Origin of the sequence: Mycobacterium sp. EPa45, from assembly GCF_001021385.1 — a bacterium.
Classification (GTDB): domain Bacteria; phylum Actinomycetota; class Actinomycetes; order Mycobacteriales; family Mycobacteriaceae; genus Mycobacterium.
This window is the reverse complement of the sequence record NZ_CP011773.1, coordinates 1678205-1704465: the sequence shown is the minus strand read 5'-3', so window position 1 is coordinate 1704465 and position 26261 is coordinate 1678205. Positions and strand designations below refer to the sequence as shown.

The following is a 26261-nucleotide window of genomic DNA, read 5'->3' as shown; positions in this document are numbered from 1 at the left end:
CGCTCAATCCCGGCCGGCGAACTTCGACAGATACAGCCAGGTCGGCCGGTAACCGAGCCGCTCGTAGAGACGCAGGGCGTCTCGGTTGCCGGACAGGGCACCGAGGATCAGATCGTCGACACCGGCGCGGCGCAGGTGCTCTTCGAGCGTGGTGAGCAGTTGGGTGCCCAGGCCTGAGCCGCGGAATTCCGGAAGCACCGAAAGGGATTCGATCTCACCGACGCGCCTGCCAGTGGCCCAGGTGTCTGCGACCCAGGTTTCCTCGGTCGCGAGTACGTGTGCCAGCCCATAACCGATAGGGCGGTCATCGACGCCGGCGACCAGCAGCAGCGTATCCGGCTTCTCGAGAAGCTCCTCGTAGAGGGTGCGACGCACCCGCCATGATTCCGCGTCACTGACGTAGGGCTGGAGTTCGGGCATCGACTCGGCGTGCCGGTGATGCACGGCCAGCCACAACGGCCCGAGGATTTCGAGATCGTCGGCACTGCCCGTCCGGACCTGCCACGGCGCACTCACGGGCTCATCTTGCCCCGCGAGCGCGCCGACTGGCTAGGCCGCTTTGGCTGTGCGCTTGGCGCGTCGCTTCTGACGAGCAGTGGCGATCGCGGTCTTGAGCCCGCGCTTGCGGCCGGTGGCCGGGTCGACACCCGCATAGCCCGATTCCAGCTCGGCGAACATCCGCTCGCTGCGGGTCTCGGGTGCATCGTCGGCGGTGTCGCGCAGGTACTTGTCCGGCAACGACAGCTTGGCGATCGTGCGCCAGGTTTTGCCGTACTGCACCAGGAACGGCCCGGTGGTGTACGGCAGGTCGTACTTGTCGCAGATCTGGCGCACCCGGATCGAGATCTCGTGGTACCGGTTGCTGGGCAGGTCGGGGAACAGGTGGTGCTCGATCTGGTACGACAGGTTGCCGGTCATGAAGTCCATGGCACGGCTGCCGTCGATGTTGGCGCTGCCCAGCATCTGGCGCAGATACCACTGGCCCTTGCTCTCGCCCACCATGTCGGTCTTGGTGAATTTCTCTGCGCCATCAGGGAAGTGGCCGCAGAAGATCACCGCGTTCGCCCACACATTGCGGATCACGTTGGCCACCGCGTTGGCGGTCGCGGTCGAGCGGTAGGTGGCACCCGGGGACAGCGACGTGATCGCGGGGTAGGCGACGTAGTCCTTGAGCAGTTGCCGCCCGGCCTTATGGCCGAACTCGCGCACCCGGACCAGTGTGGCCTTGCGGTCGTCGCGACCCTTGAAGATCTTGCCGAGCTCCAGATGCTGCAGCCCGACGCCCCACTCGAAACCGATCGCCAGCAGGGTGTTGAAAAGCAGGTTGCCGTACAGGTTGAACGGCTTCCACTTCGCATCACGGGTGACCCGGATGACGCCGTAGCCGACGTCGTCGTCCATGCCGAGGATGTTTGTGTACTTGTGGTGCATGAAGTTGTGGGTGAACCGCCAGTGCTTGGACGCCCCGCTCATATCCCACTCCCACGAGGAGGAGTGGATCTCGGGATCGTTCATCCAGTCCCACTGGCCGTGCATGACGTTGTGGCCGATCTCCATGTTCTCGATGATCTTCGCCACGCCCAGGGTCACCGTGCCGGCCCACCAGGCCGATCGCTTCGAGCTGGCAGCCAGCATCAGCCGACCCGCGACCTCGAGGCCGCGCTGAGCCGCAATGGTGCGGCGGATATAGCGCGCATCCTGCGCGCCGAGGGAATCCTCGATGTCCTGGCGGATGGCGTCGAGCTCAACCGCGAGGCCGTCAATGTCCGCTTCGGTCAAATGCGCAAATGCATCAACATCGCTAATAGCCATAAGTCACGCCTCCCTTCTCGTACCTACGATACCGTAACCTACGTACCCGTAGGTTACTAGTGAGTAAACCTCAGACATCCACTACACAGTCACCTGAAGCGGCTGAAATGCACGTCTGAATCCGAGTACCCGGCTCGTGCTCGACGCCCGTGCGCAGATCCCGGACGTGGCCGTCTACCAGGGCGACCACACAGGACTGGCAGATGCCCATCCGACAACCGAACGGCATCTGGACTCCGGCCTGCTCGCCGGCCTCCATCAGCGACGTCGCCGCATCGACCGTCACCGACTTGCGGCTGCGACCGAACGTCACCGTGCCGCCCTGCCCGTGCGCAGCTGCCCGGGACGCCGCGAAGCGCTCCAGGTGCAGCCGCTCACCGACGCCGGCGGCCTGCCACACCCTTTCGGCCTCCGTCAGCATCCCTTCTGGACCGCAGGCCCAGGTCTGGCGCTCGCGCCAGTCTGGGACAAGATCGTCAAGCTGGGCCAGATCCAGCCGCCCCTGCGTGCGGGTGGTGCGGACGGTCAGTCGGTAGCCGTCGTGCTCGCGAGCCAGTTGCGCGAGCTCGCTGGCGAACATCACATCGGATTCCGTTGGAGCGGAATGGATATGGACGATGTCACCGATCTGGTCGCGACGCTCCAGGGTCCGCAGCATCGACATCACCGGGGTGATGCCGGACCCGCCGGTGAGGAACAACACCGACGCGGGTGCGGGGTCGGGGAGCACGAAGTTACCCTGCGGAGCAGCCAACCGGACGATTGTGCCGGGCTTCACGCCGCCGACCAGGTGGGTGGACAGAAAGCCCTCGGGCATGGCCTTGACGGTGATCGTGATGGTCCGCGACCGGCCGGCACCGTCACGATGCGGACTCGAGGTCAGCGAATACGACCGCCACCGCCACCGGCCGTCGACCAGCAGGCCGATGCCGATGTACTGGCCAGGCTGGTAGTCGAATGTGAAGCCCCAGCCCGGTTTGATCACCAGCGTTGCTGAATCTTCGGTCTCCTGGCGGACGTCGACCACCCGCCCACGCAGCTCGCGCGCCGACCACAGCGGGTTGGCGAGTTGCAGATAGTCATCGGGCAACAGCGGTGTGGTGATCCGGCCGACCATGGCACGCACCGCGTCGATCGCGGGATTGCGCCCCTCGCCGGCCACCTTCGGTCGCACGGTGTCGATGACGTTTGCACTGATCTTGACCTGGTTCTTCGCCATAGCGCACCTCTTTCGCCCTCTAACCTACGGTACCGTAACCTACGGTCGCGTATCCAGGCGTCAGAGCAAATCGAGCAGGAACGGCAGTTCTTGGGTGGCGTACCAGGCCAGAGCGTGGTCTTGGGCGTCTCCGACGACGAACTCGGCGTCCTCGTCGCCCAGATCGGCTTCGTCGATGACGGCGATCGCGGCTTTCACGGCGGGCTCGGCCTCAGCGTTGTCGACGTAGGCGGCAACCACTTGATCCAGGTTCACCCGTCCCCCGACCCGAACCACGGCGTCGTCGAGATCGGGCCGCGGCGTCGCATCCGCATCGGCGACCAATACCGCGCGGCGCAGCGGCAACTCGCCGTCGGTCTGCTCCGACTCGGCCGCCAGCAGCCGCAGCGACGCCAGCGCCGCCTCACCGATCGCGACCTCGGCCAGCTCCTCGTCGTCGCCTTCGGCGTAGGACTCTCGCAAACCTGGCGTGACGGCGAACGCCGTCCCGCTCAGCGGCTGAAGCGACCCGTCGGCCACCAGCTGTTGGAGCATGGCCAACGTGGCCGGGATATAGACCCGCACGAAGCTCAGTTACCTGCGACCGGAGCGCCGAGGATTCGGACGGACAAGTCCGACAACGCCCGAAGACGAATTGGGGAGGGCGACGCCACATCAGCGCCGGGCGAGGTCACATGCACAGCTGGAATTGTCTCACCTATCTCCGGGCACGGGAGCCGGCGGCAGACGTCGGAGTCCGGGGAACCGCGACCGGGTCAACATCGTTAACACAGAGAGGCCCGCCACGGCCCCCTTATCCCCCTGCCGTGGCGGGTCTCATTGGTGCGTATTGCCGGTCGACCCGCTCGACTAACCGCGCAGTGGTGGGCATCACCGGCGACCGAGGTTTGAACCAGGCCTTCCGCCGGCTTTCTGACGCTAACCGTCCTTCTTGCTGTCCCCGAGCAGAGTGGAGACGTGGTCATCGACGTAGGTCGACAGCTCCCGCTCCGGCCGTTGATAGTTGCCCGGCGTCTGGCGCTCGGGCAGGTCGACCTTCGGTAGTTCGACCTCGTGGTAGTCGATGCTCGCCAGCAGGTGGGCCATCATGTTGAGCCGCGCGTGCTTCTTGTCATCGGATTCGACGATGAACCAGGGACTGTTCGGGGTGTCGGTGTGCACCATCATCTGATCCTTGGCGCGCGAGTAGTCCTCCCAGCGGAAGATGGACTCGAGGTCCATCGGGCTGAGTTTCCAGCGCCGTAGCGGATCATTTCGCCGGGACCGGAACCGGCGCAGCTGTTCGTTGTCGGAGACCGAGAACCAGTACTTGCGCAGAATGATCCCGTCATCGATGAGCATCTGCTCGAAGATCGGGCACTGCCGGAGAAACAGGGTGTGCTCCTGCGGTGTGCAGAACCCCATCACCCGCTCCACTCCGGCTCGGTTGTACCAGGATCGGTCGAAGAGGACGATTTCGCCGCGGGCCGGCAGGTGCTCGACGTAGCGCTGGAAGTACCACTGGCCCCGTTCACGTTCGGTGGGCGCGGGCAACGCGGCGATGCGCGCGACCCGAGGGCTGAGGTACTCGGTGATGCGCTTGATCGTGCCACCCTTGCCGGCGGCATCCCGCCCCTCGAACACGACGACGACCCGTTCACCGGTGGCCTTGACCCACTCCTGCAGCTTCACCAATTCCGCTTGTAGCCGGAACAATTCGGCCGCGTAGATGTCTTTGGGGATCTTGCGGTTGCGCTTCTTGACCGAAGCTTCACCGTCGGAGTTGGCCTTGCTCATCGCCGAATCCTACGTCTACTGAGCAGCTTCGAGCAGTTCCTCGAGCGATTCGGCCAACAACGTCGGCAACACGTCGACATCGCTCATGGCGTCACGGTCGGCGTTGATGCCGAAATACAGCATGCCGCAATACGATGTCACGCCGATGGCCAGCACCTGGTTGTGCAGCAGCGGGGGCACGGCAAAGATCTCCAGCAGCTTGGCCCCGGCCACATACATTTGCGACTGCGGCCCGGGCACGTTGGTGATCAACAAGTTGAACTGACGCGCGTTGAACTGAGTGGCCACTCGGGTGCCCATCGCATGCAGTGTCGGCGGCGCGAACCCGGACAGCGTGACGATGGTGCGGGCATCCACCAGACTGGCGGCCGCCGAGTGCGATTCGGTGGTGTGCGCGATCTGGGACAGCCGTACCACCGCGTTGCCCTCCCCGACCGGCAGGTCGACGAGAAACGGCGCCACCTCACTGATCGCCTGGCCGGGACCGGACGATTCGAGAACGGCCTCGGGGTACACCGACGTCGGCGCCATCGCCCGCACGGTCGAGCTGGTGGTGACCGGCTCACCTCGGGAGAGCAGCCAGTTCCGCAACGCGCCGGCGATGACGGCCAGCACGACGTCGTTAATGTCACAGTCGTAGCGCGAACGCACCGTCCGGTAGTCCGCCAGGGAGCCGGTGGCCACCGTGAACCGGCGGTTGCGCGACACCTTGGTGTTCAAGGGACTGTTCGGCGCGGTGCCGCGAGCGACGGTGCGCGCGACGTCGGTCAGCCGTCGCGCCAGGTCGACGACTTCGCCACTGTTGCGGGCCAGGTCGCCGATGGCCGACGTGACCGCCTGCATCTGCAAGCGCGGCCGGGCCAGCCACTCCCCCACCGCACCGAGCAACAGCTGGCCGTTGGTGGGTTCTCGGCTCGGGATCCAGATGTCCTCGCCGAATGTGGGCGCCTTCTGGCTGCGGTCGGCCACGACGTGGCCGATCTCCAGCGCCGTCATCCCGTTCACGAGCGCCTGGTGGGATTTCGTGTAGATGGCCAGTCGGTTTTTGGCCAGGCCCTCAATCAGGTACATCTCCCACAGCGGGCGGGACCGGTCGAGAGGCCGCGAGCCCAGCCTGGCGATGAGTTCGTGCAGTTGAGCATCGCTACCCGGCGACGGCAGCGCCGAGCGCCGGACGTGATAGGTGATGTCGAAGTCGGGGTCGTCGACCCAGACCGGACGCGCCAATCCCAGGGTGACCTCGCGGATCTTCTGGCGATAGCGCGGAATCTGCGGCAATCGACGTTCGACGGTCTCCAGCAAGGTTTCGTAGCTCAAGCCGGCACGAGGCTTGCGCAAGATCGCCAGCGAGCCGACGTACATCGGGGTCGAGGTGTTCTCCAGGTGATAGAACGAGGCGTCCGATGCTGACAGCCGAGTCACCATCGTCCGCCATTCCCCTCATCATTTCGACTACTCCCCGCCCGTCCCGACACGGTAACTGCCGACCCGGGGGTACCGCATCGCGGGTGCGCACACCGCCGCCGCATCGGTGTCCGCACCAGCGACAGAACTGTGCCATCATGTCGCCATCGGTTCGCCCCTCTCCGGCAGCCGGCCCCTGCCGACCGATCCCGGAGATGCCCATGTCCTGCGTCGTTCCCGTCGTCGACTACGAGCCGCCGGTGCTGCGCACCGCGTCCGAGCGCGTGCACCTGCTTCGCCCGCGCACCCCCGGATCTGGGCGGCCTCGCCCTGCTCCGCCGCCCGCCACGTCCGCTCCCCTGCGTGCCGCGGGCGGCTTCGCCGACGCGGCGCTGCGCCGCGTGCTCGAGGTGATCGACCGGCGCCGGTCATTGGCCCAGCTTCGCCCGTTACTGGCCGGCGGCCTGGTGGAGTCGCTGTTGCCCGCGGTCGCGCGCCACGACGGCACCGGTGCCGCATGCCTTCGCCGGCTACGGGTGCAACCGGTCGGCGCCGACGGATCAGCCGCCGAAGTCGCAGCGACCTACAGCCGCGACGATCGCGTCCATGCGATCGCCTGCCGTGTCGAACAGGTGCTGACGCCAACCGGGTTGCGATGGCAGGTGGTGGCGCTGCACATCGGCTAGTCGTGGGGGCTACCCCCGGCGCAGCCTGCTACTGCTCTTGGACTGCTTGCGAGCCGCCTCGCGACGCTCCTTGCGGGTGGTGCCCGCGGTCGCGGCGTGCTTGCCGCCACCGTTGCGCTGCACCTCGGCCGAGCCGTCTTCGGCGGGACCGGTATAGGTCAGCTGCCGTGAGTCGTCGTCGTCGATTCCCTTGGCGCGCAGGGCCGGGGCCGGCTCCTGCTGTTGGTTGCCCAGATCGGCTAGGCCGGCCGGGGTCTCGACCGGCGCCACCGCGGGCGCCGGAGTGGCCTCCACCTGAACGTTGAACAGGAAGCCGACCGACTCCTCCTTCAGACCGTCGAGCATGCCGACGAACATGTCATAGCCCTCGCGCTGGTACTCCACCAGCGGATCGCGCTGCGCCATGGCCCGCAGGCCGATGCCTTCCTTGAGGTAGTCCATCTCATAGAGGTGCTCGCGCCACTTGCGGTCGATCACGTTGAGCAGCACATTGCGCTCGAGCTGACGCATGGCACCTTCACCGGCCAGCGCCTCGATCTCGGCTTCGCGTGTGGCATAGGCCTTTTCGGCGTCCTCGATCAGCGCGTCGAGCAGTTCCTCGCGGGTCAGCTCGCCAGGCTCACCAACAGCGTCGTCGTCAAGCAGGTCGTGATGGTCGATGCCGACCGGGTAGAGCTGCTTGAGCGCGGTCCACAGCTGCTCGAGGTCCCAGTCTTCGGCGTAGCCCTCGGCGGTGGCGCCGTTGACGTAGGCCGTGATGACGTCGACCAGCATGTCGTGGGCCTGCTGCTGCAGGTTCTCGCCCTCGAGGATCCGGCGGCGCTCCTCGTAGATGACCTTGCGCTGCTGGTTCATCACCTCGTCGTACTTGAGGACGTTCTTGCGGATCTCGAAGTTCTGCTGCTCGACCTGGGTCTGCGCGCTCTTGATCGCGCGGGTCACCATTTTGGCTTCGATCGGCACGTCGTCGGGCAGGTTGAGGCGGGTCAGCAGGCTTTCCAAAGTCGCGCCATTGAATCGCCGCATGAGTTCGTCACCGAGCGACAGGTAGAAGCGGGACTCGCCCGGATCGCCCTGACGACCGGACCGGCCGCGCAGCTGGTTGTCGATACGACGTGACTCGTGGCGCTCGGTACCCAGCACGTAGAGACCACCGACCTCGATGACGTGCTCGGCTTCTTTCGCCGCCTGCTCCTTGACCTTCGGCAGCTCCTCCTGCCAGGCGGCCTCGTACTCCTCGGGGGTCTCGACGGGATCGAGGCCCCGCTCACGCAGGCGGGTGTCGACCAGGAAGTCGACGTTGCCGCCGAGCACGACGTCGGTCCCACGGCCGGCCATGTTGGTGGCCACCGTGATCGCACCGCGCCGGCCGGCCTCAGCGATGATGCCGGCCTCCTGCTCGTGGAACTTGGCGTTGAGCACGTTGTGGGGTACGCGCCGCTTCTGGAACTGCCGGGACAGGTACTCGGAGCGCTCGACGCTGGTGGTGCCGATCAGGACCGGCTGGCCCTTCTCGTAGCGCTCGACGACGTCGTCGACGACGGCGATGTACTTGGCTTCCTCGGTCTTGTAGATCAGGTCGGTCTGGTCTTTACGGATCATCGGCCGGTTCGTCGGGATCGGGACCACCCCGAGCTTGTAGATCTCGTGCAGCTCTGCAGCCTCGGTCTCGGCGGTACCGGTCATGCCGGCGAGCTTGTCGTAGAGCCGGAAGTAGTTCTGCAGCGTGATCGTGGCCAGGGTCTGGTTCTCGGCCTTGATCTCGACGTTTTCCTTGGCCTCAATGGCCTGATGCATGCCCTCGTTGTAGCGCCGGCCGATGAGCACGCGGCCGGTGAACTCGTCGACGATCAGGACCTCGCCGTTGCGGACGATGTATTCCTTGTCGCGCTCGAAGAGCTCCTTGGCCTTCAGCGCGTTGTTGAGGTAGCTGACCAGCGGTGAGTTCGCGGCCTCGTACAGGTTGTCGATGCCGAGCTGGTCCTCGACGAATTCCACACCCAGCTCGTGCACGCCGATGGTGCGCTTCTTGATGTCCACCTCGTAATGGGTGTCTTTTTTCATCAGCGGGGCCAGCCGGGCGAACTCGGTGTACCAGTGCGAAGCGCCATCGGCCGGGCCGGAGATGATCAGCGGGGTGCGGGCCTCGTCGATGAGGATCGAGTCGACCTCGTCGACGATCGCGTATTTGTGCCCGCGCTGCACCATCTCCTCGACCGAGTGGGCCATGTTGTCGCGCAGGTAGTCGAAGCCGAACTCGTTGTTGGTGCCGTAGGTGATGTCGGCGTGGTACGCCACCCGACGCTCGTCGGGGGTCAGACCCGAAAGAATGACGCCGACCTCCAGGCCCAGGAAGCGGTGCACACGGCCCATCCACTCGCTGTCACGTTTGGCCAGGTAGTCGTTGACGGTGACGACGTGCACCCCATCACCGGCCAGCGCGTTCAGGTAGGCGGGAAGCACACAGGTCAGGGTTTTGCCCTCACCGGTCTTCATCTCCGCGACGTTGCCGAAGTGCAGCGCCGCACCACCCATCACCTGCACGTCGAAGTGGCGCTGTTGCAACACCCGCCAGGCCGCCTCACGCGCGACGGCGAACGCCTCGGGGAGCAGGTCATCGAGGCTTTCGCCGTCAGCAACGCGCTTCTTGAATTCGTCGGTCTTGGCCCGCAGCTCGCCGTCCGAGAGCTTCTCTAGGTCGTCGGACAAGGTGTTGACGTAGTCAGCCACCCCCTTGAGGCGCTTGACCATGCGACCTTCACCAAGGCGCAGCAACTTCGACAGCACGTTTTTCCCCTGAACATATGTAGGAGGGGCCCCCTGTGGAGTGGAGGCTTAAGCGCCCCCCATCCTAGGTGACGCGCTGGTCGAGCCCGGGCAGCGGCGATCAGCCCAGCCGGATCAGCCCATAGTCATAGGCGTGGCGGCGGTACACCACCGACGGCCGATCGGTCTCCTTGTCCTGGAACAGGAAGAAGTCGTGGCCGACGAGCTCCATCTCGTAGAGCGCGTCGTCGACCGTCATCGGCTTGGCAGGGTGCTCCTTGGTGCGCACGATGCGTCCCGGCTCGTGGTCGTCGACCGCCGGCTCCTGGGCGGTGGGCTGCTCGGGCGTGAACGCCGCGGCCGCGTCGATGAGAGCGGTCACCGCAGTGGCCTCATGAAGCGATACCGGTGTCTTGTCGCCGTAGTGAACCTTGCGCCGGTCCTTGGTGCGCCGCAGCCGGTTCTCGAGTTTGTGGACGGCAGCCTCGAAGGCGCCGTAGAAACTGTCTGCACAGGCCTCCCCGCGGACCACCGGCCCGCGACCGCGCGCGGTGATCTCGACGTGCTGACAGTTCTTGCGTTGACGGCGGTTGCGTTCGTGCTCCAGCTCGACGTCGAAGCGGTAGATCGAGCGATCGAACCGTTCGAGGCGAGCGAGCTTCTGCGCGACATAGACGCGGTAGTGATCGGGAATCTCGACATTGCGACCGCACACCTGCACTTCGGCGTTGGCATCGGGTTCGGCAAGGTCGTCATCGTCGGCGAGCATTTGACCGGTATTCACGGAATCGATTGACATGCTTGACAACTCGTTTCTCTTACGGGTTGCACGCACCTGGGCGTGCCGGCCTGTCTTGGATAATGCGCCGACAGGATTGGCACGAGCTTCATCCGCCGGCGCCAGGGGTCGAGTTACCTCACCTCCTACCGTTACTCGGCGAAGCGGCGGGCCTGTTGACTAGACCGCCCCCGTGATTTATTCACGGTGTGTTGGCCCCGACGGTAGTCGTTGTTCATGGGGTGGTGCCACCTTTTCGGCGCACCTGTTTCCAGTTCTTTCGACCACTGTTACAGGGACCGCGGGCCTCCCCTGGTCAGGCGTGCGCCAGGGTGAGCACGGCCGTAACTTTTGCTCCCGTCAGTTGCAGCGCGCGGACCGCTTCGCGGGCGGTGGCGCCGGTGGTGACGATGTCGTCGACGAGCAAGACATCGCCTTCGACCGGCTTGGTGATCTTGATCCGTCCGGAGAGGTTGCGCTCGCGATCGGCGATCGTCAGGCCGACGGAGTCGCGGACCATGGCTTTCGTCTTCAGGGCTTGGGTGACGTCGATGCTGTGGTTCTGCCGGGTGGCTTCTGTGGCGATACGGGTGACGGGGTCGCCACCGCGGCGGCGGGCGGCCAGGGCGCGAGTGGGCGCCGGGACGATGGTGAACGGGGTGTCGAGGATGCCCCAGCTGAGGAGCTGGTGGATGCCGAGGGCCAGGGCGCGAGCGAGCGGCGCGACGAGGTCGCGACGGCCGTGTTCTTTGAGCGCGACGATGGCCTGCCGTCGGGGGCCGGCGTAGCGGCCGAGGGCGAAGACCGGCACGCCGGGATCGATGCGCGGGGTGACGAGGTGCGGTTCGTCGGTGTGGACCTCGAGGGTGGTGGCACAGGCGTCGCACCACTTGGTCGACGGCAAACCGCAGCCGCCGCATTCGAGCGGGAGAATGAGGTCGAGCATGGCTTGAGTGTGGCCAGGTGGGGTGACATCGCGGGTGTACTGTCCACAGCACATGGCTGGGACGACCGGATTCGTCGAGGCGAACGGGTTGACGTTCGCCTATATCGAGGAGGGCTCCGGGCCGCTGGTGCTCATGCTCCATGGTTTCCCGGACACCGCCCACACCTGGGATGACCTGCGTCCGCGGATTGCTGATCGCGGCTATCGGGCCGTGAGCCCGTTCATGCGGGGCTATCATCCGACGGCCGTACCCACTGCGGACCCGGATCAGGAGACGCTGGCGCGTGACGTGCTTGCGTTGATCACTGCGCTGGGAGCGTCCGAGGCCGTGCTCATCGGTCACGACTGGGGCGCCGCGGCCGTTTACGGCGCAGCAGCGCTGCGGCCCGATCGGGTCTCCAAGTTGATGACCGTTGCAATTCCGCATCCCGCGACGCTCTTACCGTCTCCGCGGAAACTCTGGGGTGCACGGCATTTCGCTGCTTATAAGCTGCCCGGTGCGGCGAAACGGTTCGCCCGCAACAATTTCGAGGCATTGCCCGCAATCTATCGGCGATGGTCGCCGACGTGGACTCCGTCCGCCGCGGAGTTCGATGCCGTCCGCGAGTGCTTCGCCAGCCCGGGCACCCTGGACGCCGTGTTCGGCTACTACCGCAAGCTCTCACCGTTGCCGTCGGCGTCGATGAGGACGAAGATCACCGTGCCGACCGTCGTCATCGCAGGATCTGACGATCCCGTCGCCAAGCCATCAGACTTCCGCCGTGCCGCCCGGATGTTCGAGGGCGAGTACATCATTGAAGAAGTGCCGGGCGGCCACTTCATGCACCGGGAACATCCCGAGCTGTTCGCGGCGCGGGCGCTGGGCCACCTTTGAGCGGTCAGTTCTTGTCGGACCCTGCTGCGATGATGGGGTCATGTCCTCGACCGCCGTGCTCACCCCGAAGGAACGCCTCGAGGTCTTGTTCGAGGAGCTTGCGGAGCTGGCCGGTCAGCGCAATGCGATCGACGGGCGCATCGTGGAACTCGTCGCCGAACTGGAGCACGGCAATCTCTGCGGCATGACCGGTGCACGTTCCGTCGCCGCCGTGGTGGCTTGGAAGTTGGGCACTTCATCGACCACCGCCAAGACGATTTCTGCTGTGGCGCACCGACTTCCCGAGTTCCCGCTTTGCACCCAAGCGCTGCGTGAGGGACGGCTGTCGGTGGATCAGGTCGGCGTCATCGCCGAACGAGCCGCCGACGGCTCCGATGAGCACTACGCACAGCTGGCCTCTGTTGCGACAGTCAGCCAGCTGCGCAAAGCCATCAAGCTCGAACCCCGGCCACCCAAGCCTGGTCCGCAACCCGACCCGCCACGATCAGTGCGCAAAACCGTTCGCGACGAGTCCACCACGTGGCGTATCACCGTGCCCGCCGACGAGGCCGCGACAGTCGAGGCTGCACTACAGTCTCACCACGACAGTCTCATCGCCGAATACCAGCGCGAGCACGAGACGGCGGAAACCCCGCCGCCACTGCCGAATACAGTGGACGCGTTCATGAGCCTGGTCGAGGCCGGCTGGGACGCCGACGTGGTGCAACGGCCGCACGGGCAACGCACCACGGTGGTCATGCATGTCGATGTCGAGCAGCGGATTGGTGCGCTCCATTTGGGCCCACTGCTGTCCGATGCCGACCGCCAATACCTGACCTGCGACGCCACCTGTGAAGTCTGGTTCGAACGCGACGGCCAACCGATCGGCGCCGGCCGCACCACCCGGACCATCAACCGGCGGCTCCGCCGCGCGCTCGAACATCGCGACGCCACATGCGCGGTCCCCGGCTGCGGCGCAACACGCGGACTGCACGCCCATCACATCCAGCACTGGGAAAACGGCGGGCCCACCGAATTGCACAACCTCGTCTTGTTGTGCCCCTATCACCACCGGGCACACCACCGCGGCGATATCACCATCACCGGGCCCGCCGAGCACCTCACCGTCCTCGACTGCGACGGCGATCCACTCACGTCACAGTCGCTAGCGCGCCCGCCGAACAACCCACCACCGGATGTCCCACCATGCCGCGGGCCCATCGGCGAACGCGCCCAATGGAAGTGGTATCACCCGTTCGAGCCGCAGGCTCCGCCGGAGAATTAAGTTGGCTGGTGCTGGGTCTCGATGGCCGGCACCGCGCTGAGATCGACATTTTTGTGGGGTCCGGGCACTTTGTTCGTGATGCCCGCGATCCGAAGATCCGCAAATGGGTGGTCGGGCGCTGAGTTCCGCCAGTGTGACCAGAAAATTCGGGTCCGACGGATTGATGACCAGACCGCGAGAGCGGTTCGCTCGAACCCTTTCGAGAATCTCGGGAGTCGTGGCGGCAAGACTCAAGCGCGCACAACCAAAGCCGCGTTCTATCCGCTCTGGACCGCAAACAACGGCTGTCCAAGAGGATCCATCATCGACTGAGCGATCGCTTGCGTCGTGCTCGTTGCAAACACTGCCAACTCAACCGCGTTAACGGTGCCGACCAGGTCGCCGCCGCTCACCACAGCGACCACCTGGCCGTGCGGATCAATCAGGGTGCGACGATCTTTGCCTAAGAAATGCTGCACTCAAATCGAGTAACCAGTCGCGATCGCCTCAACGCTCCCGCAACTCCCCACTCACAGAGCAAACGCTACTAACTTGACAGCTCCGCCACAATTCACCCCTGAGCAGCAAGTGAAGCGCCGCAAGGCGCCCGCGCCGCTACCCGAACAGCGTCCGGATGGGCTCGCTTCCGTCCCAATTCACCGCCGCCGAGCGCACCAGCTCCCCCATCCCGACAGTCGCCGGCGTGAGCTCCATCAGCTCGATGATCGTCGCGGCCGTTCCGGGCGGTGGTTCGAAGTAGGCGTAGCGAGCGGTGCCTGGCTCGCCGCCCGACCACACCACCGGCCATCCCGCTGCCTGGCCGGCCGCCAACGCGGCGTCATAGTCTTCGGCCCAGTAGGCAAGCTGGTGGAAGCCGTTACCGCCCGCGGAGGTGAACTCCGAGTAGATCGACGGTGCATCGTTGTCCTGATGGATGATCTCGATCTGCAGGTCGCCGCTGTTGGCCAGCCCCAGCGTCAGCTTCACCGTGCACTCCTGGCCGCGATAGATCCCGGTCTGCTCGATACCGCGCAACACATAGAACGGGCCGATACCCAGCGCCAGAAACTCAGCCAGCGCCTTGTCGAAATCCTGCACGATGTAACCGATTTGGCGGATCGCACCGGGCAACACGGGTCCGGACACCAGATCTCCTCTCAGCCCGGCAGCACCGGCACCGCGCCGGGCGTCAGGAAAGGCCTCACATCCGACCAGGATTGATTGTTTTCAGCACTGTTACCCGACAATTGCAGCACCCCGCGGCTGTCAGACACGTACACCGCCGCCGGGTTGGCCGCGACCGCCGTCACCGGCATCACGATGTTGCCGGTCGGCCCGTCGGAGTTGACCCCGTCGATATTCACGTACGACACCGGATGGGCGGCATCGGTCCGGGTGACGACGATGTCGTCACCGGTGCGCCACGACAACGACACCACCGAGGCGCCGAGGCCGAAACCGAGCCGACGCGGATAGGTCAGCGCGAACTCGCCGGCCGGGGTCTGCTCCACATTCGCCAGGATGACTTGGCCATTGACGACCATCGCCGCCCTCGTGCCGTCCCGGGAGAGCTGCAATTCGGTTATCGCGCCGGGGAATTGGGATACCACCGCCGCGGAATCCACCGGTATGCGGGCGGGCTGCCCGGAAGCCTGCTCCTGGATCACCCGTACGACGCTGTTGCCGTCCACCACGACCCACACCGCGTCGTCCAAGGCCACACGATGGCCGCGTCAGCGATCGCGCGTCGGTGGCTTTCGCCGCCACCGCGCCATTCGGGCCGATCCACACCGAGGACACCATGTCCGGCGCGCCCGGCCGCTGCACCGTGACCGAGGCGATCGCCTGTCCGGTCCGCGACAGCGCCGCCGACACCTGATCGTTCATCTGACCGAACGACCCGGGCACCGGCGCGGCCCGCTGCCCGTCCAACGACACCATCGATCCGCGAATCAGCGCGTGCACACCGGCCGAGGCGCCGTCGACCGCACCCGGATCAGTGGCCGCCACATCGGTGGTGTCCCAGCCGTCGGCGAACCGGTCGTCCAGTGCCGCGCCATCGGCATTGATCACATACGGGCCCTTGATGTCAGCCCGCGCCAGCGTCCAGATGATCTGGGCGGCAAGCAGTTGCCGACTGTGTGGATCGGTGGTGGTCAAGCTCTCCAGATCGATCTTCGCGCCGCCATAGCCCCGGCCGATGCCGGTCTTGCCACCGTCGGCGCGGGTCACCGGGCCGATCATCTTCACCGGGCCCAAGAGGTTTCGTACCGTCCGAGCCATCTCCGGGCGCGGCCCTGCGATCAGCTTGGTGATCAGTTCGGTGGCCAGCTGGTCGGCATCGGACACCGCGACGTAGCGAGGATCGGGAACGACGGTTTTGCCGGTCGGATCGACGAAGTACAGGGTGTTGCGCTTGTAGGTGGCCTGAAATTGCTGCCAGTCCAGGAACACTCCGTTGGGCAGCTTGTTGATCCGCCACCCGTCCGGCGTCTGCACCAGCTCCAGCGGCCCGGGGTCGGGCAGCTGGCCCTCGGCGGTTTCGAACACACCCACATCGGACAGCGAGCCGAGCATGTCCGCCTTCATCGTGACCGAAACCCGTTCAGGAGTACGGGTTTCGACGAACACGACGTTGTCGATCAGCAGCGCACTGCCCTGATCGTCCCAGCCGCTCGTGGCCGCTGCGGTGAGGAACTGCCGCGCCGCCAGATGCCGATTCGCCGGATCCGCGGTGGCCTTGAGGAATTCACGGAGCAGCTGATCGGGATCCATCCCCGGGGTCGGCTTCGGCAGGCTCTTGGGCTGAGGACGCTCGACAGTCCCGATCGCCTGGGGCGCCGAGGAATTCGGCACACCGGCGCATGCCCCCGTCGCGATCGCGACCAGCCCGGCCATCAACAGAGCCAGCAGCCGGCGTGTCACACGCTCTCCCGTTGCCGGCCATCTTGACGTTCTGCGGCAACGGGTTTCAGCGGCAACGGACTGGTGGTGACCTTGTGGCCGCGCACCAGTGGCAACGTCAGCCGGAAGCAGGCACCCTTACCCGGCTCGCCCCACGCCTCCAGGCGGCCCTGGTGTAGCCGGGCGTCCTCGATGCTGATCGCCAAGCCGAGCCCCGTTCCGCCGGAGCGGCGCACCCGTGACGGGTCCGAGCGCCAGAACCGGCTGAACACCAGCTTCTCCTCGCCGGGCCGAAGGCCGACACCGTAGTCCCGGACGGTGACCGCGACGGTGTCCTCGTCGGCGCCCATTCGGATCCGGACCGGTTTGTGCTCGGCATGGTCGATCGCGTTGGCGATCAGGTTGCGCAGGATGCGCTCGACTCGGCGGGCGTCGACCTCGGCGATGACTTCGTGGTCGGGCAGGTTGACCATCAATTCGATACCCGCCTCGTCGGCGAGATGGCCGACACTGCCCAGTGCGCTGTTGACCGTTGAGCGCAGATCGACTGCCTCGACGGAGAGTTCGGCGACGCCCGCGTCGTGGCGGGAGATCTCCAGCAGGTCGTTGAGTAGCGTCTCGAATCGGTCGAGTTCGTTGACCATCAGCTCGGTGGAGCGGCGCAGCGCCGGGTCGAGTTCCTCGGAATGGTCGTGAATCAGGTCGGCCGCCATTCGCACGGTGGTCAGTGGCGTGCGCAGCTCATGGCTGACGTCGGAGGTGAACCGGCGCTGCAAGTTGCCGAACTCTTCGAGCTGGGTGATCTGCCGCTGCAGGCTTTCGGCCATGTCGTTGAAGGACACGGCCAGCCGCGCCATATCGTCCTCGCCGCGCACCGGCATCCGCTCGGACAGATGACCTTCGGCGAACCGCTCGGCGATCCGCGAGGCCGACCGCACCGGCAGCACCACCTGCCGCGAGACCAGCAGCGCAATTCCGGCCAGTAGCACCAGCAGAACGAGCCCGCCGGTGGCCATGGTGCCGCGCACCAGCGTGATCGTGTTCTCCTCGCTGTTCAGCGGGAAGATCAGGTACAACTCGAGATTCGGCACACGCGACGGTGCCGGGGTTCCGATCAACAGGGCCGGGCCGCTGAAACTCTCGGTGCGCACCGCAGAGTACTGATAACTGACCTGGCCGGCTTTGACGAAGTCGCGCAACGACTTCGGGATCTGATCCATCGGCCCGGCGGCGGTGGCCGCCCGCGGGCCATCCCCCGGGACCATGAGCACCGCGTCGAAGGTGCCGGCGAGTCCGGCCCCCGACGACTGGCCGGTCTTGGAGATCAGGGTGTTACGGGCCAGCTGCAGGCTGGAGTCCAGCGACCGGGCCTCTTCACCACTGACCGTTCCGCTGACGGTATTGCGCGCCCGATCGAGCTCCTCGGTCGCCGCATGCACTTTCACGTCGAGCACCCGGTTGGTGATCTGGCTGGTGAGCACGAAGCCAAGCACCAAGATCACGGCCGCCGACAGGCCCAACGTCAGCACCACCACCCGCAACTGCAGCGAGCGGCGCCAGATCAGCCCCAGTGCTCGACTCAGCGCACTCGTACCCCGAACCAGGGGACCCGATCGCCCCCACGGACCGCGGATGCGCCGCCTCGAGCCGAAAATCACGTGCGGCGCTCCTCCGCGCGACTCACGGCGGTCCGGCCTTGTAACCCACTCCTCGAACGGTCAGCACCACCTGCGGGTTCTCCGGGTCCTTCTCGACCTTGGCCCGTAAGCGCTGGACATGGACATTCACCAAACGGGTGTCCGCGGGGTGGCGATATCCCCACACCTGTTCGAGCAGCACATCTCGAGTAAACACCTGGCGTGGTTTGCGTGCCAGCGCCACCAGCAGGTCGAACTCCAGTGGAGTCAGCGAAATCTGCTCGCCCTCCCGGGTGACCTTGTGAGCGGGCACGTCGATGTCGATGTCGGCGATCGACAGCATCTCGGCCGGCTCGTCCTCGTTGCGCCGCAACCGGGCCCGGACTCGCGCGACCAGTTCCTTGGGTTTGAACGGCTTCATCACGTAGTCGTCGGCGCCCGACTCCAAGCCCAGCACCACATCGACGGTGTCGGTCTTGGCAGTGAGCATGACGATCGGCACGCCGGAGTCCGCCCGTAATACCCGGCACACATCGATGCCGTTCATGCCGGGCAGCATGAGGTCCAGCAACACCAGATCGGGGCGAAGCTCACGGACAGCCGTCAGCGCCTGCGAGCCGTCGCCGATGACTGCGGTGTCGAAACCCTCGCCACGCAAAACGATGGTGAGCATCTCGGCCAGCGATGGGTCGTCGTCGACTACGAGAATCCTTTGCCTCATGTTGTCCATGGTGTCACCGAATTGGGACAAACCCCGGCTACCACACGGGCGAGTTGCGACATTTCCGCTGCATGCAACGTCCCTAATGCTGTAGAGACGCCACCAACGCCGCCGGATCGACGTCCGGAGCGACGATCGACCACGGTCCACCCCAGTTAGCGGCACCCAATTCGGCATAGACGGCGCCGGTCCGGCGCTGCAGTCCGTCGTCCCGCTCGTAGGCGTCGCGGGCCCGGTCGGCCTCCTGCTGGGCCCGCTGCCTGGCCCGTTCGGCGGCCAACTCGACCGAGGCGTCGAGCAGGATTTGTCGATCCGGCTTGGGCAGGGCGAACCGGCCGTATTCGAGTTCACCCACCCATGACACCGCCTCACCGGCGCCATCCTGATGCAGACGAGCAGCACTGTAGGCGGCGTTGGAGGCGACGTAGCGATCCAGGATCACCACGTCATGTCGACGACGCAGATCCGCAATCTGTTCGACCGCCCCGGCCCGGTCGAGGGCGAACAGCGTCGCCATCGCATACACCGACGAAGCCAGATCGCCGTGCTGGCCGTGCAACGCCTCGCTGGCGAGGTCGGCGTGGATCGACTGGCCGTACCGAGGGAAAGCCAGCGTCGTGACCGACATACCGTCGGCCTCAAAGGCGCGCTGGAGGCCAACGGTCAATGTGCGCTTGCCGGCCCCATCCAGTCCCTCGATGACGATCAGCACGCGGGCAGCCTAACGTCTCAGAACTGCCCGCAGTTCGGCGTGGTCGGCAGACCGTTGACCCGGTCGGCGATCCACTGCATCGCCGCCTCACCGTCGACGAGCATCGGCAACGCGTGGTTGACGACGGCCTTGTTCAGGAACGGCGGTTCCTCGTTGGTGCGGAACTCCACGTCGGCACCCTTCGCACACCAATCGCGGCCGAGCTGGTTGGCCGCCGTCCACGGCACCAGCGGGTCGTAGCGGTTGCTGTTGATGAGCACGGGCGCATTCGGCTTCAACCGTCCGATCCGCTGCTCGTCGAAAAGACTCGCGAACGGCTCGGTGTTGACCAGCTCGTTGATGTCGGAGTTGAAGTACGGCTGCAGGTGCCGAAACATGAACTTGGTCAGCGTCTCAGCCACGCACTGGTCTTTGACCTTGTCCAACAGGTCCTCACCGCGCGGCGTCAGCGTCGCGCGGATCTCGTCGGCATGCTCGGGATAGCTGGCGATCACCGAATTCAGCGCGTAGCCGACCACTCCGACCAGCGCGCTGCCATCGGCATACGGAAACAGTTCCTTCAGATCCGCCGGAGGCGCGCCGGCATAGGTTCCGACCACACGCACATCCGGGGCGTATGTCGCGGCGAGTTCGGCGGCCGACGCGGCGGCGCCGCCACCCTGCGAGTAGCCCCAAAATGTCACCGGGCCGCCGGGCTTCAGTGAGGTATCCGGCAGCCGCATCGCCGCCCGCGCGCCGTCGAGCATCGCGTGGCCTTCGGAGAGCCGGTTGACGTAGGTGTGCGTGACGCCGATCGTGCCCAGGCCCTCGTAGTCGGTCATGAAGATGGCGAAACCGCGCGCGACCATCGTCGCGACGAACATCTCCTCATAGTTGAACGCCAAGTCGAGGTACGGCGCCCAGTGGATGCCCTGATTGAACTGGCGCGACGGCGCACACTGATCGCCCTGTCCCTGGGTGCCCGGTCCGTAGACGATGAGCGGTCGCGTGCCCGCACCCGACCAGTCGTTGAACGGCTCGAAGTATGTGCCGGTGACGACGTCCGGGTTGCCGCGCCCGTCGGTGCTGCGATACATCACCCGCGTGCCGGTGGCCATGATGGCGCCCAGCTGACCGGACGGTTCGAGGACCAATCGCGACGGCTCGGAGCGGATCACCTCGCCCGGCGGCACCGCCGGAATCGGGTTGGGCGGAGTGTAGAACTCGGTGTACCCGTCCTCGTTGTACTTCGGGTCCCAGTTGCGGTCGGCATGTGCCGCAGGCGGGAGAAGCGTTGCGAGACAGCACAGTACAGCGGCACCCCACCGCATCCACCCCATCCGCGGAGGTTAACAGAGCGCGATGCCGGCCGAAACGCCACTCCGACCGCCGGCATGCCGACGGTCGGAGTGAGCGAACAAACTCAGTAGCGGTAATGCTCCGGCTTGTACGGACCCTCGACGTCGACACCGATGTACTCGGCCTGGTCCTTGGTGAGCTTGGTCAGCGCGCCGCCGAGAGCCTCGACGTGGATGCGGGCCACCTTCTCGTCCAGGTGCTTGGCGAGGCGGTAGACCTCGTTGTCGTACTCGTCGTTCTTGGTCCACAGCTCGATCTGGGCGATCACCTGGTTGGAGAAGCTATTGCTCATCACGAACGACGGGTGACCCGTCGCGTTACCCAGGTTGAGCAGGCGGCCTTCGGACAACACGATGATCGACTTGCCGTCCTCGCCGAAAATCCACTCGTCGACCTGCGGCTTGATATTGATCCGCTTGGCACCGGAGCGCTCCAGGGCCGCCATGTCGATCTCGTTGTCGAAGTGGCCGATGTTGCCCAGGATGGCCTTGTCCTTCATCGCCTTCATGTGCTCGAGGGTGATGATGTCCTTGTTGCCGGTCGAGGTGACGACGATGTCGGCGTCGCCGATCGCCTGCTCGACGGTGACCACGTCGAACCCGTCCATCAGCGCCTGCAGCGCGTTGATCGGGTCGATTTCGGTGACCTGAACGCGGGCGCCCTGACCGGCCAGCGACTCCGCGCAGCCCTTGCCCACGTCGCCGTAACCGCAGATCAGTACCTTCTTGCCACCGATCAGCACGTCGGTGCCGCGGTTGATGCCGTCGATCAGCGAGTGGCGGGTGCCGTACTTGTTGTCGAACTTGCTCTTGGTGACCGAGTCGTTGACGTTGATGGCCGGGAACGCCAGCTCACCGGCGGCGGCGAACTGGTACAGGCGCAGCACACCGGTGGTGGTTTCCTCGGTGACACCCTTGACCGACTCGGCGATCTTGGTCCACTTGGTCTTGTCATTCTCGAAGCTCTTGCGGCACAGCGCCAGGAAGACCTTCCACTCGGCCGGGTCGTCCTCTTCGGCGGGCGGCACCACGCCGGCCTTCTCGTACTGCGCGCCGCGCAGCACCAGCATGGTGGCGTCGCCGCCGTCGTCGAGGATCATGTTCGCCGGCTCGCCTTCCCAGGTGAGCATCTGCTCGGCGGCCCACCAGTACTCCTCCAGCGTCTCGCCCTTCCAGGCGAACACCGGGGTCCCCTGCGGCTCCTCGGGGGTGCCGTGCGGACCGACCACGACGGCGGCCGCGGCATGGTCCTGGGTGGAGAAGATGTTGCAGCTCGCCCAGCGCACCTCTGCGCCGAGTGCGACCAGCGTCTCGATCAGCACCGCAGTCTGCACGGTCATGTGCAGCGAACCCGAAATCCGCGCGCCCTTGAGCGGCTGGACGTCGTGGTATTCGCGGCGCAGCGCCATCAGGCCGGGCATCTCGTGCTCGGCGAGGCGGATCTCCTTGCGGCCGAATTCGGCCAGCGAAAGGTCGGCGACTTTGAAGTCGATACCGTTGCGCACATCGACGGTCAGTTCAGACATGTAGAGCCCCTTTTCGTTCGTCATTGCCGGTGAGCGCGCAGACGCGCGCTGGCGACACCCTCAGCCTGCGGGCTCGCGGGACAGGCGCTCGACACGCTCTGACAGCTAAGGAATATCGATTACACCGTAGCGTTCGGCGAACGGCGACATCAATCGGGCCAGGTCTAATGCCACATCATGGTCGGCTTCGGGCGGCATCGAGACGTAACTCATCGCAAGCCGCACGATCGCGCGGGCCAGCACACCTGAGTCCTCCTCGCTCGCGCTGACCCAACTGTTCATGAACGCCTCGGTCAGCTTGGCGGATGCGCGGGTGATGATCGGCGCGCTGTCGGTGGTGATCATCTGCAGCAGGTCGGGTTTGGCGACACCGGTCAGCAACGAGATGACGAGCGGGTCGGCGGCCGACTCGGTGAAGAACACCCGGAAGCCCTCGGTGAACGCGGCCAGTACGTCGCCGACGTTCGAGCTGATCGCGGTCCCGATCGCGTCCACCAGGCGGTCGGCCAGCCGCAGCGCGTAACCCTGCGCCAATCCCTGGCGAGAGCCGAACTCGTTGTAGATGGTCTGCCTGCTGACCCCGGCGGTGCGGGCGACGTCGGACAGCGTGATCGCCGACCAATCCTTGGTCAGCAACTCTTCTCGCATCGCGTCGAGCACCGAGTCCCTCAGCAACGCACGCGAGGCCTCGGGATAGGGCACCCGAGGACTCTTCACATGCGCGACTGTAATGGTCATGGTCTGGCCACTTCCACCATCTCGAAGTCCGACTTGGCCGCGCCGCAGTCCGGGCAACTCCAGTCCTCGGGGATGTCATCCCAGCGGGTGCCGGGGGCGATGCCGTCCTCCGGCCAGCCCTTGGCCTCGTCGTACTCGAAGCCGCACTGCACACAGATGAACAACTTGTAGTCGGTCATTTCGTAACCTCCATCAGTTCGAAGTCGACCTTCTCTCGCACCCCGCAGTCGGGGCAGGTCCAGTCGTCGGGCACGTCAGCCCAGGCAGTGCCGGGCGGGAAGCCTTCCCGCGCAGCACCTTTCGCCTCGTCGTACACGTAATCGCAGACCGGGCACTGGTAGGCGCTCATGCCGCGCTCCCGTAGCGGGCCAGGATCTTCTCCCGTCGGCGCGGATCGATGTTGACTCGTGTGATGTCACCGTTGTAGTGCTCGAGTACCCGATGATCCATCATTCGGCGCCACACCCAGGGGAAGTACGTCACGCCGATCAAAGTGGCGTAGCCGCTGGGCAATTCGGGCGCATCGGACATGCTGCGCAGCGTCTGGTAGCGCCGGGTCGGGTTGGCGTGGTGGTCGCTGTGCCGCTGCAGGTGGTACAGGAACAGGTTGGTCACCAGATGATCGGAGTTCCAGCTGTGCCGCGGGGCGCAGCGTTCGTAGCGGCCTCCTTCGTTCTTCTGGCGCAGCAGCCCGTAGTGCTCCAGATAGTTCACCGCTTCCAGCATCGAGAAACCGAACACCGCCTGGATGAGCAGGAACGGAATCACCGCCGGGCCGAACACCGCGATGATCGCGCCGAACAGCACCACCGACATCGCCCAGGCGTTGAGGACGTCGTTGCCCGGCCAGGTACGGGGGTCCCACGGGCTGCGGCCGAGTCGGCGAATGCGGGCGGCCTCGAGCTTGAGCGCCGAGCGGGCACTGCCGAACACGCTGCGCGGCAGGAATTCCCAGAAGGTTTCCCCGAAGCGCGCCGACGCGGGATCCTCGGGCGTGGCGACGCGGACGTGATGACCACGATTGTGCTCGATGTAGAAGTGGCCGTAGCAGGTCTGAGCCAGCGTGATTTTCGACAGCCAGCGCTCCAGCGAGTCCTTCTTGTGTCCGAGCTCGTGTGCGGTGTTGATGCCGGTTCCGCCGAGAACGCCGACCGACAGCGCCAGACCGATCTTCGCGAACCAGCCCAACGAGCCGTCATAGCCCAACCAGCTCAGATCCGAGGCGGTGAACATGTAGGCACCGAAGATCAGGCTGATGAACTGGAATGGGATGAACGCATACGTGCAGTACCGGTAGTACTTGTCGTTCTCCAGGTACTCCATCAGCTCCTCGGGCGGGTTCTGCCCGTCCCGGCCGAACTTCAGGTCCAGCGCCGGCAGCAGCACGTAGATCAGCATCGGCCCGACCCAGAAGAACACTTGCGAGGCCGCGGTCCAGCCGAGCTGGTTCAGACCCCAGATGACCGGCAGCACCACGAACAGCGCGGTGGGCGCGATCAGGCCCATCAGCCACAGGTAGCGCTTCTTGTCCCGCCATTGCGCGGTCGGCGCGGGGACAGCGTTGTCCAGCTGAGACGTCACGACAGTTACCTCCCATGTCAGGTTCGATTGACTTGACTATAGAGGCAGATTTGTCGGGTGTCTAGACAAACAGGGCAGTTTTGTAAATCAGGGCACGATTGCGGCCTCGCGCTGCGCCAACACGGAGTGCCGTCGCCCGTAGAGCAGGTAGAACCCGACGCCGATGACCATCCACACTCCGAACCGGATCCAGGTCAGGCCGGTGAGGTTGAGCATCAGCCAGCCGCAGGCCGCGATCGACAGGATCGGCAGCGCCGGGACCAGCGGCGCGCGGAATCCTCGCTCGAGGTCGGGGCGGGTCCGCCGCAGAATGATCACCCCGGCGGAGACCAGGATGAACGCGAACAGCGTCCCGACGTTGACCATCTCTTCGAGCTTGTCGATCGGAAACACCGTGGCGGCCACCGCGGTGAGCACGCCGACCAGCACGGTGATCCGCACCGGAGTGCCGCGGTTGCCGGTCTTGGCCAGTTCGCGCGGCAGCAGGCCGTCGCGAGCCATGGCGAACAACACCCGCGACAACCCGAGAATCAGCACCATGACCACGGTGGTCAGCCCGGCCAGCGCGCCGATGGAGATCACCTTCGCCGCCCAGTCCACGCCGTTCAGCGAAAACGCCGTGGCGAGGTTGGCATGGCCGCCCTTCGCCCTGTCTCGCAGGTCGCTGAATCGCACCATGCCCGACAGCACGATCGACACCGATACGTAGAGCACCGTGACGATGGCCAAGGACGCGAGGATTCCTCGCGCGACGTCGCGCTGCGGGTTCTTGGTCTCTTCCGCCGTCGTCGCGACCACATCGAACCCGATGAACGCGAAGAACACGATCGAGGCGCCGGCCAGCACGCCGTACCAGCCGTAGTGACTGCTCTCGGCGCCGGTCAGCAGAGAGAACACGGACTGGTTCACACCGGTTCCCGACGAGTCCTTGCCGGTTTCCGATGCGGGCACGAACGGGGAGAAGTTCGCCGCCTTGATGTAGAACGCGCCCACGATCACGACGAGTGCGACGACCGCGACCTTGATCGCCGTGATCGCCGCGGACACATGCGCCGACAGCTTGGTTCCCAGAGCCAGCAGGGTGGTGACGACCGCGACGATGATCAGGGCACCCCAGTCGAAGTTCAGCGGCCCGATGGCCGCGACCCCGCCGGAGAAGCCGAACACGGTGCCCAGGTAACTCGACCAGCCCTTGGCCACCACCGCGGCGCCGACCGCGAACTCCAGGATCAAATCCCAGCCGATGATCCAGGCGACGAACTCACCGAACGTCGCGTAGGAGAAGGTGTAGGCGCTGCCCGCCACCGGCAGCGTCGAGGCGAACTCGGCGTAGCACAGCGCGGCCAAACCGCAGGTCACGGCGGCGATGATGAAGGACACCGAGATGGCGGGACCGGTGATGTTGCCGAACGTCGACGCGGTGACGGTGAAGATGCCTGCGCCGACGACGACGGAGACACCGAACACCGTCAGGTCCCACCACGTGAGATTTTTGCGGAGCCGGGTCCCCGGCTCGTCGGTGTCGAGGATGGACTGTTCCACCGACTTGGTCCGCCACTTCGAAGTCATCTGCATTTTTCTCCTGTACCCCGGTTAGACGG

The 26261-nt window shown here is 65.6% G+C and carries 24 protein-coding genes and 1 pseudogene; 3 read left to right on the top strand and 22 right to left on the bottom strand.

Annotation, left to right across the window (positions count from 1 at the left end; all coding sequences use genetic code 11):
* Positions 1-3: 3 nt before the first annotated feature.
* The 6 genes from AB431_RS29490 to AB431_RS07995 form a co-directional block, all read right to left on the bottom strand.
* Positions 4-516 carry a GNAT family N-acetyltransferase gene (locus tag AB431_RS29490; RefSeq protein ID WP_052960232.1) on the bottom strand — a complete coding sequence of 171 codons (513 nt, stop codon included), beginning with the start codon at positions 514-516 and terminating at the stop codon, positions 4-6.
* Between the two features lie 33 nt (positions 517-549).
* Positions 550-1812 (bottom strand): fatty acid desaturase, encoded by a 1263-nt coding sequence (locus AB431_RS08015; protein WP_047329489.1) that lies wholly within the window; start codon positions 1810-1812, stop codon positions 550-552.
* A gap of 70 nt (positions 1813-1882) precedes the next feature.
* The gene (locus tag AB431_RS08010) at positions 1883-3031 is read right to left on the bottom strand and encodes a ferredoxin reductase (protein ID WP_047329488.1); all 1149 of its coding nucleotides are present in this window, start codon (positions 3029-3031) and stop codon (positions 1883-1885) included.
* A gap of 60 nt (positions 3032-3091) precedes the next feature.
* The gene (locus AB431_RS08005) at positions 3092-3565 is read right to left on the bottom strand and encodes a hypothetical protein (RefSeq protein WP_144418445.1); all 474 of its coding nucleotides are present in this window, start codon (positions 3563-3565) and stop codon (positions 3092-3094) included.
* A gap of 384 nt (positions 3566-3949) precedes the next feature.
* Complete coding sequence (gene ppk2 / locus AB431_RS08000; RefSeq protein ID WP_047329486.1) at positions 3950-4807, bottom strand: polyphosphate kinase 2; 858 nt, start codon at positions 4805-4807, stop codon at positions 3950-3952.
* Between the two features lie 15 nt (positions 4808-4822).
* On the bottom strand, positions 4823-6232 hold the full coding sequence (locus tag AB431_RS07995; protein WP_047329485.1) for a wax ester/triacylglycerol synthase family O-acyltransferase: 1410 nt from the start codon (positions 6230-6232) through the stop codon (positions 4823-4825).
* A gap of 200 nt (positions 6233-6432) precedes the next feature.
* Between AB431_RS07995 and AB431_RS07990 the strand changes: the two genes are divergently transcribed.
* Positions 6433-6897 (top strand): Rv3235 family protein, encoded by a 465-nt coding sequence (locus AB431_RS07990; RefSeq protein ID WP_235435852.1) that lies wholly within the window; start codon positions 6433-6435, stop codon positions 6895-6897.
* Positions 6898-6906: 9 nt separating this feature from the next.
* Here the strand turns inward: AB431_RS07990 and secA are convergent, their stop codons facing one another.
* The 3 genes from secA to AB431_RS07975 form a co-directional block, all read right to left on the bottom strand.
* Positions 6907-9684, bottom strand: coding sequence for a preprotein translocase subunit SecA (gene secA / locus AB431_RS07985; protein ID WP_047329483.1), 2778 nt, complete (start codon positions 9682-9684; stop codon positions 6907-6909).
* A 100-nt stretch (positions 9685-9784) separates the two neighbouring features.
* On the bottom strand, positions 9785-10432 hold the full coding sequence (gene hpf, locus AB431_RS07980; RefSeq protein WP_369803059.1) for a ribosome hibernation-promoting factor, HPF/YfiA family: 648 nt from the start codon (positions 10430-10432) through the stop codon (positions 9785-9787).
* 325 nt (positions 10433-10757) lie between these two features.
* Positions 10758-11387: a ComF family protein gene (locus AB431_RS07975; RefSeq protein WP_047329482.1), complete on the bottom strand. Its 630-nt coding sequence runs from the start codon at positions 11385-11387 to the stop codon at positions 10758-10760.
* A gap of 52 nt (positions 11388-11439) precedes the next feature.
* Here AB431_RS07975 and AB431_RS07970 point away from each other — a divergent pair, with 52 nt between their 5' ends.
* The gene (locus AB431_RS07970) at positions 11440-12261 is read left to right on the top strand and encodes an alpha/beta fold hydrolase (RefSeq protein ID WP_047329481.1); all 822 of its coding nucleotides are present in this window, start codon (positions 11440-11442) and stop codon (positions 12259-12261) included.
* A gap of 40 nt (positions 12262-12301) precedes the next feature.
* Positions 12302-13525 carry an HNH endonuclease signature motif containing protein gene (locus tag AB431_RS07965; RefSeq protein ID WP_047329480.1) on the top strand — a complete coding sequence of 408 codons (1224 nt, stop codon included), beginning with the start codon at positions 12302-12304 and terminating at the stop codon, positions 13523-13525.
* A gap of 257 nt (positions 13526-13782) precedes the next feature.
* On the opposite strand, the gene AB431_RS30360 is transcribed toward AB431_RS07965, so the two are convergent.
* The 13 genes and pseudogenes from AB431_RS30360 to AB431_RS07905 all read right to left on the bottom strand — a co-directional run bounded on the left by AB431_RS30360 (position 13783) and on the right by AB431_RS07905 (position 26229).
* Positions 13783-13983 (bottom strand): Imm61 family immunity protein, encoded by a 201-nt coding sequence (locus AB431_RS30360; protein WP_144418218.1) that lies wholly within the window; start codon positions 13981-13983, stop codon positions 13783-13785.
* 136 nt (positions 13984-14119) lie between these two features.
* Positions 14120-14650 carry a VOC family protein gene (locus AB431_RS07960; RefSeq protein WP_082135594.1) on the bottom strand — a complete coding sequence of 177 codons (531 nt, stop codon included), beginning with the start codon at positions 14648-14650 and terminating at the stop codon, positions 14120-14122.
* An 11-nt stretch (positions 14651-14661) separates the two neighbouring features.
* Positions 14662-16402 (bottom strand): annotated as a pseudogene (gene lpqB / locus AB431_RS07955) (MtrAB system accessory lipoprotein LpqB).
* A gap of 23 nt (positions 16403-16425) precedes the next feature.
* The gene (gene mtrB / locus AB431_RS07950; RefSeq protein ID WP_047329478.1) at positions 16426-18066 is read right to left on the bottom strand and encodes an MtrAB system histidine kinase MtrB; all 1641 of its coding nucleotides are present in this window, start codon (positions 18064-18066) and stop codon (positions 16426-16428) included.
* A gap of 22 nt (positions 18067-18088) precedes the next feature.
* A complete protein-coding gene (mtrA, locus tag AB431_RS07945) occupies positions 18089-18775 on the bottom strand; it encodes a two-component system response regulator MtrA (protein WP_005140464.1) in 687 nt (228 codons plus the stop codon).
* 73 nt (positions 18776-18848) lie between these two features.
* Positions 18849-19478 carry a dTMP kinase gene (locus AB431_RS07940; RefSeq protein WP_047329477.1) on the bottom strand — a complete coding sequence of 210 codons (630 nt, stop codon included), beginning with the start codon at positions 19476-19478 and terminating at the stop codon, positions 18849-18851.
* A gap of 17 nt (positions 19479-19495) precedes the next feature.
* On the bottom strand, positions 19496-20788 hold the full coding sequence (locus tag AB431_RS07935; RefSeq protein WP_369803058.1) for a lipase family protein: 1293 nt from the start codon (positions 20786-20788) through the stop codon (positions 19496-19498).
* Between the two features lie 92 nt (positions 20789-20880).
* Positions 20881-22341, bottom strand: a complete 1461-nt coding sequence (gene ahcY / locus AB431_RS07930; RefSeq protein ID WP_047333196.1) for an adenosylhomocysteinase — start codon at positions 22339-22341, stop codon at positions 20881-20883.
* Between the two features lie 105 nt (positions 22342-22446).
* Complete coding sequence (locus AB431_RS07925) at positions 22447-23079, bottom strand: TetR family transcriptional regulator (protein ID WP_047329475.1); 633 nt, start codon at positions 23077-23079, stop codon at positions 22447-22449.
* Positions 23076-23258, bottom strand: a complete 183-nt coding sequence (locus AB431_RS07920) for a rubredoxin (RefSeq protein WP_047329474.1) — start codon at positions 23256-23258, stop codon at positions 23076-23078. Before AB431_RS07920 ends, AB431_RS07925 begins: the two co-directional genes overlap by 4 nt.
* Positions 23255-23428, bottom strand: a complete 174-nt coding sequence (locus AB431_RS07915; protein ID WP_047329473.1) for a rubredoxin — start codon at positions 23426-23428, stop codon at positions 23255-23257. The genes AB431_RS07920 and AB431_RS07915 overlap by 4 nt, the downstream gene beginning before the upstream one ends.
* Positions 23425-24660, bottom strand: coding sequence for an alkane 1-monooxygenase (locus AB431_RS07910; protein ID WP_047329472.1), 1236 nt, complete (start codon positions 24658-24660; stop codon positions 23425-23427). Before AB431_RS07910 ends, AB431_RS07915 begins: the two co-directional genes overlap by 4 nt.
* Positions 24661-24747: 87 nt before the next feature.
* Complete coding sequence (locus AB431_RS07905) at positions 24748-26229, bottom strand: amino acid permease (protein WP_047333195.1); 1482 nt, start codon at positions 26227-26229, stop codon at positions 24748-24750.
* Positions 26230-26261: the final 32 nt, after the last annotated feature.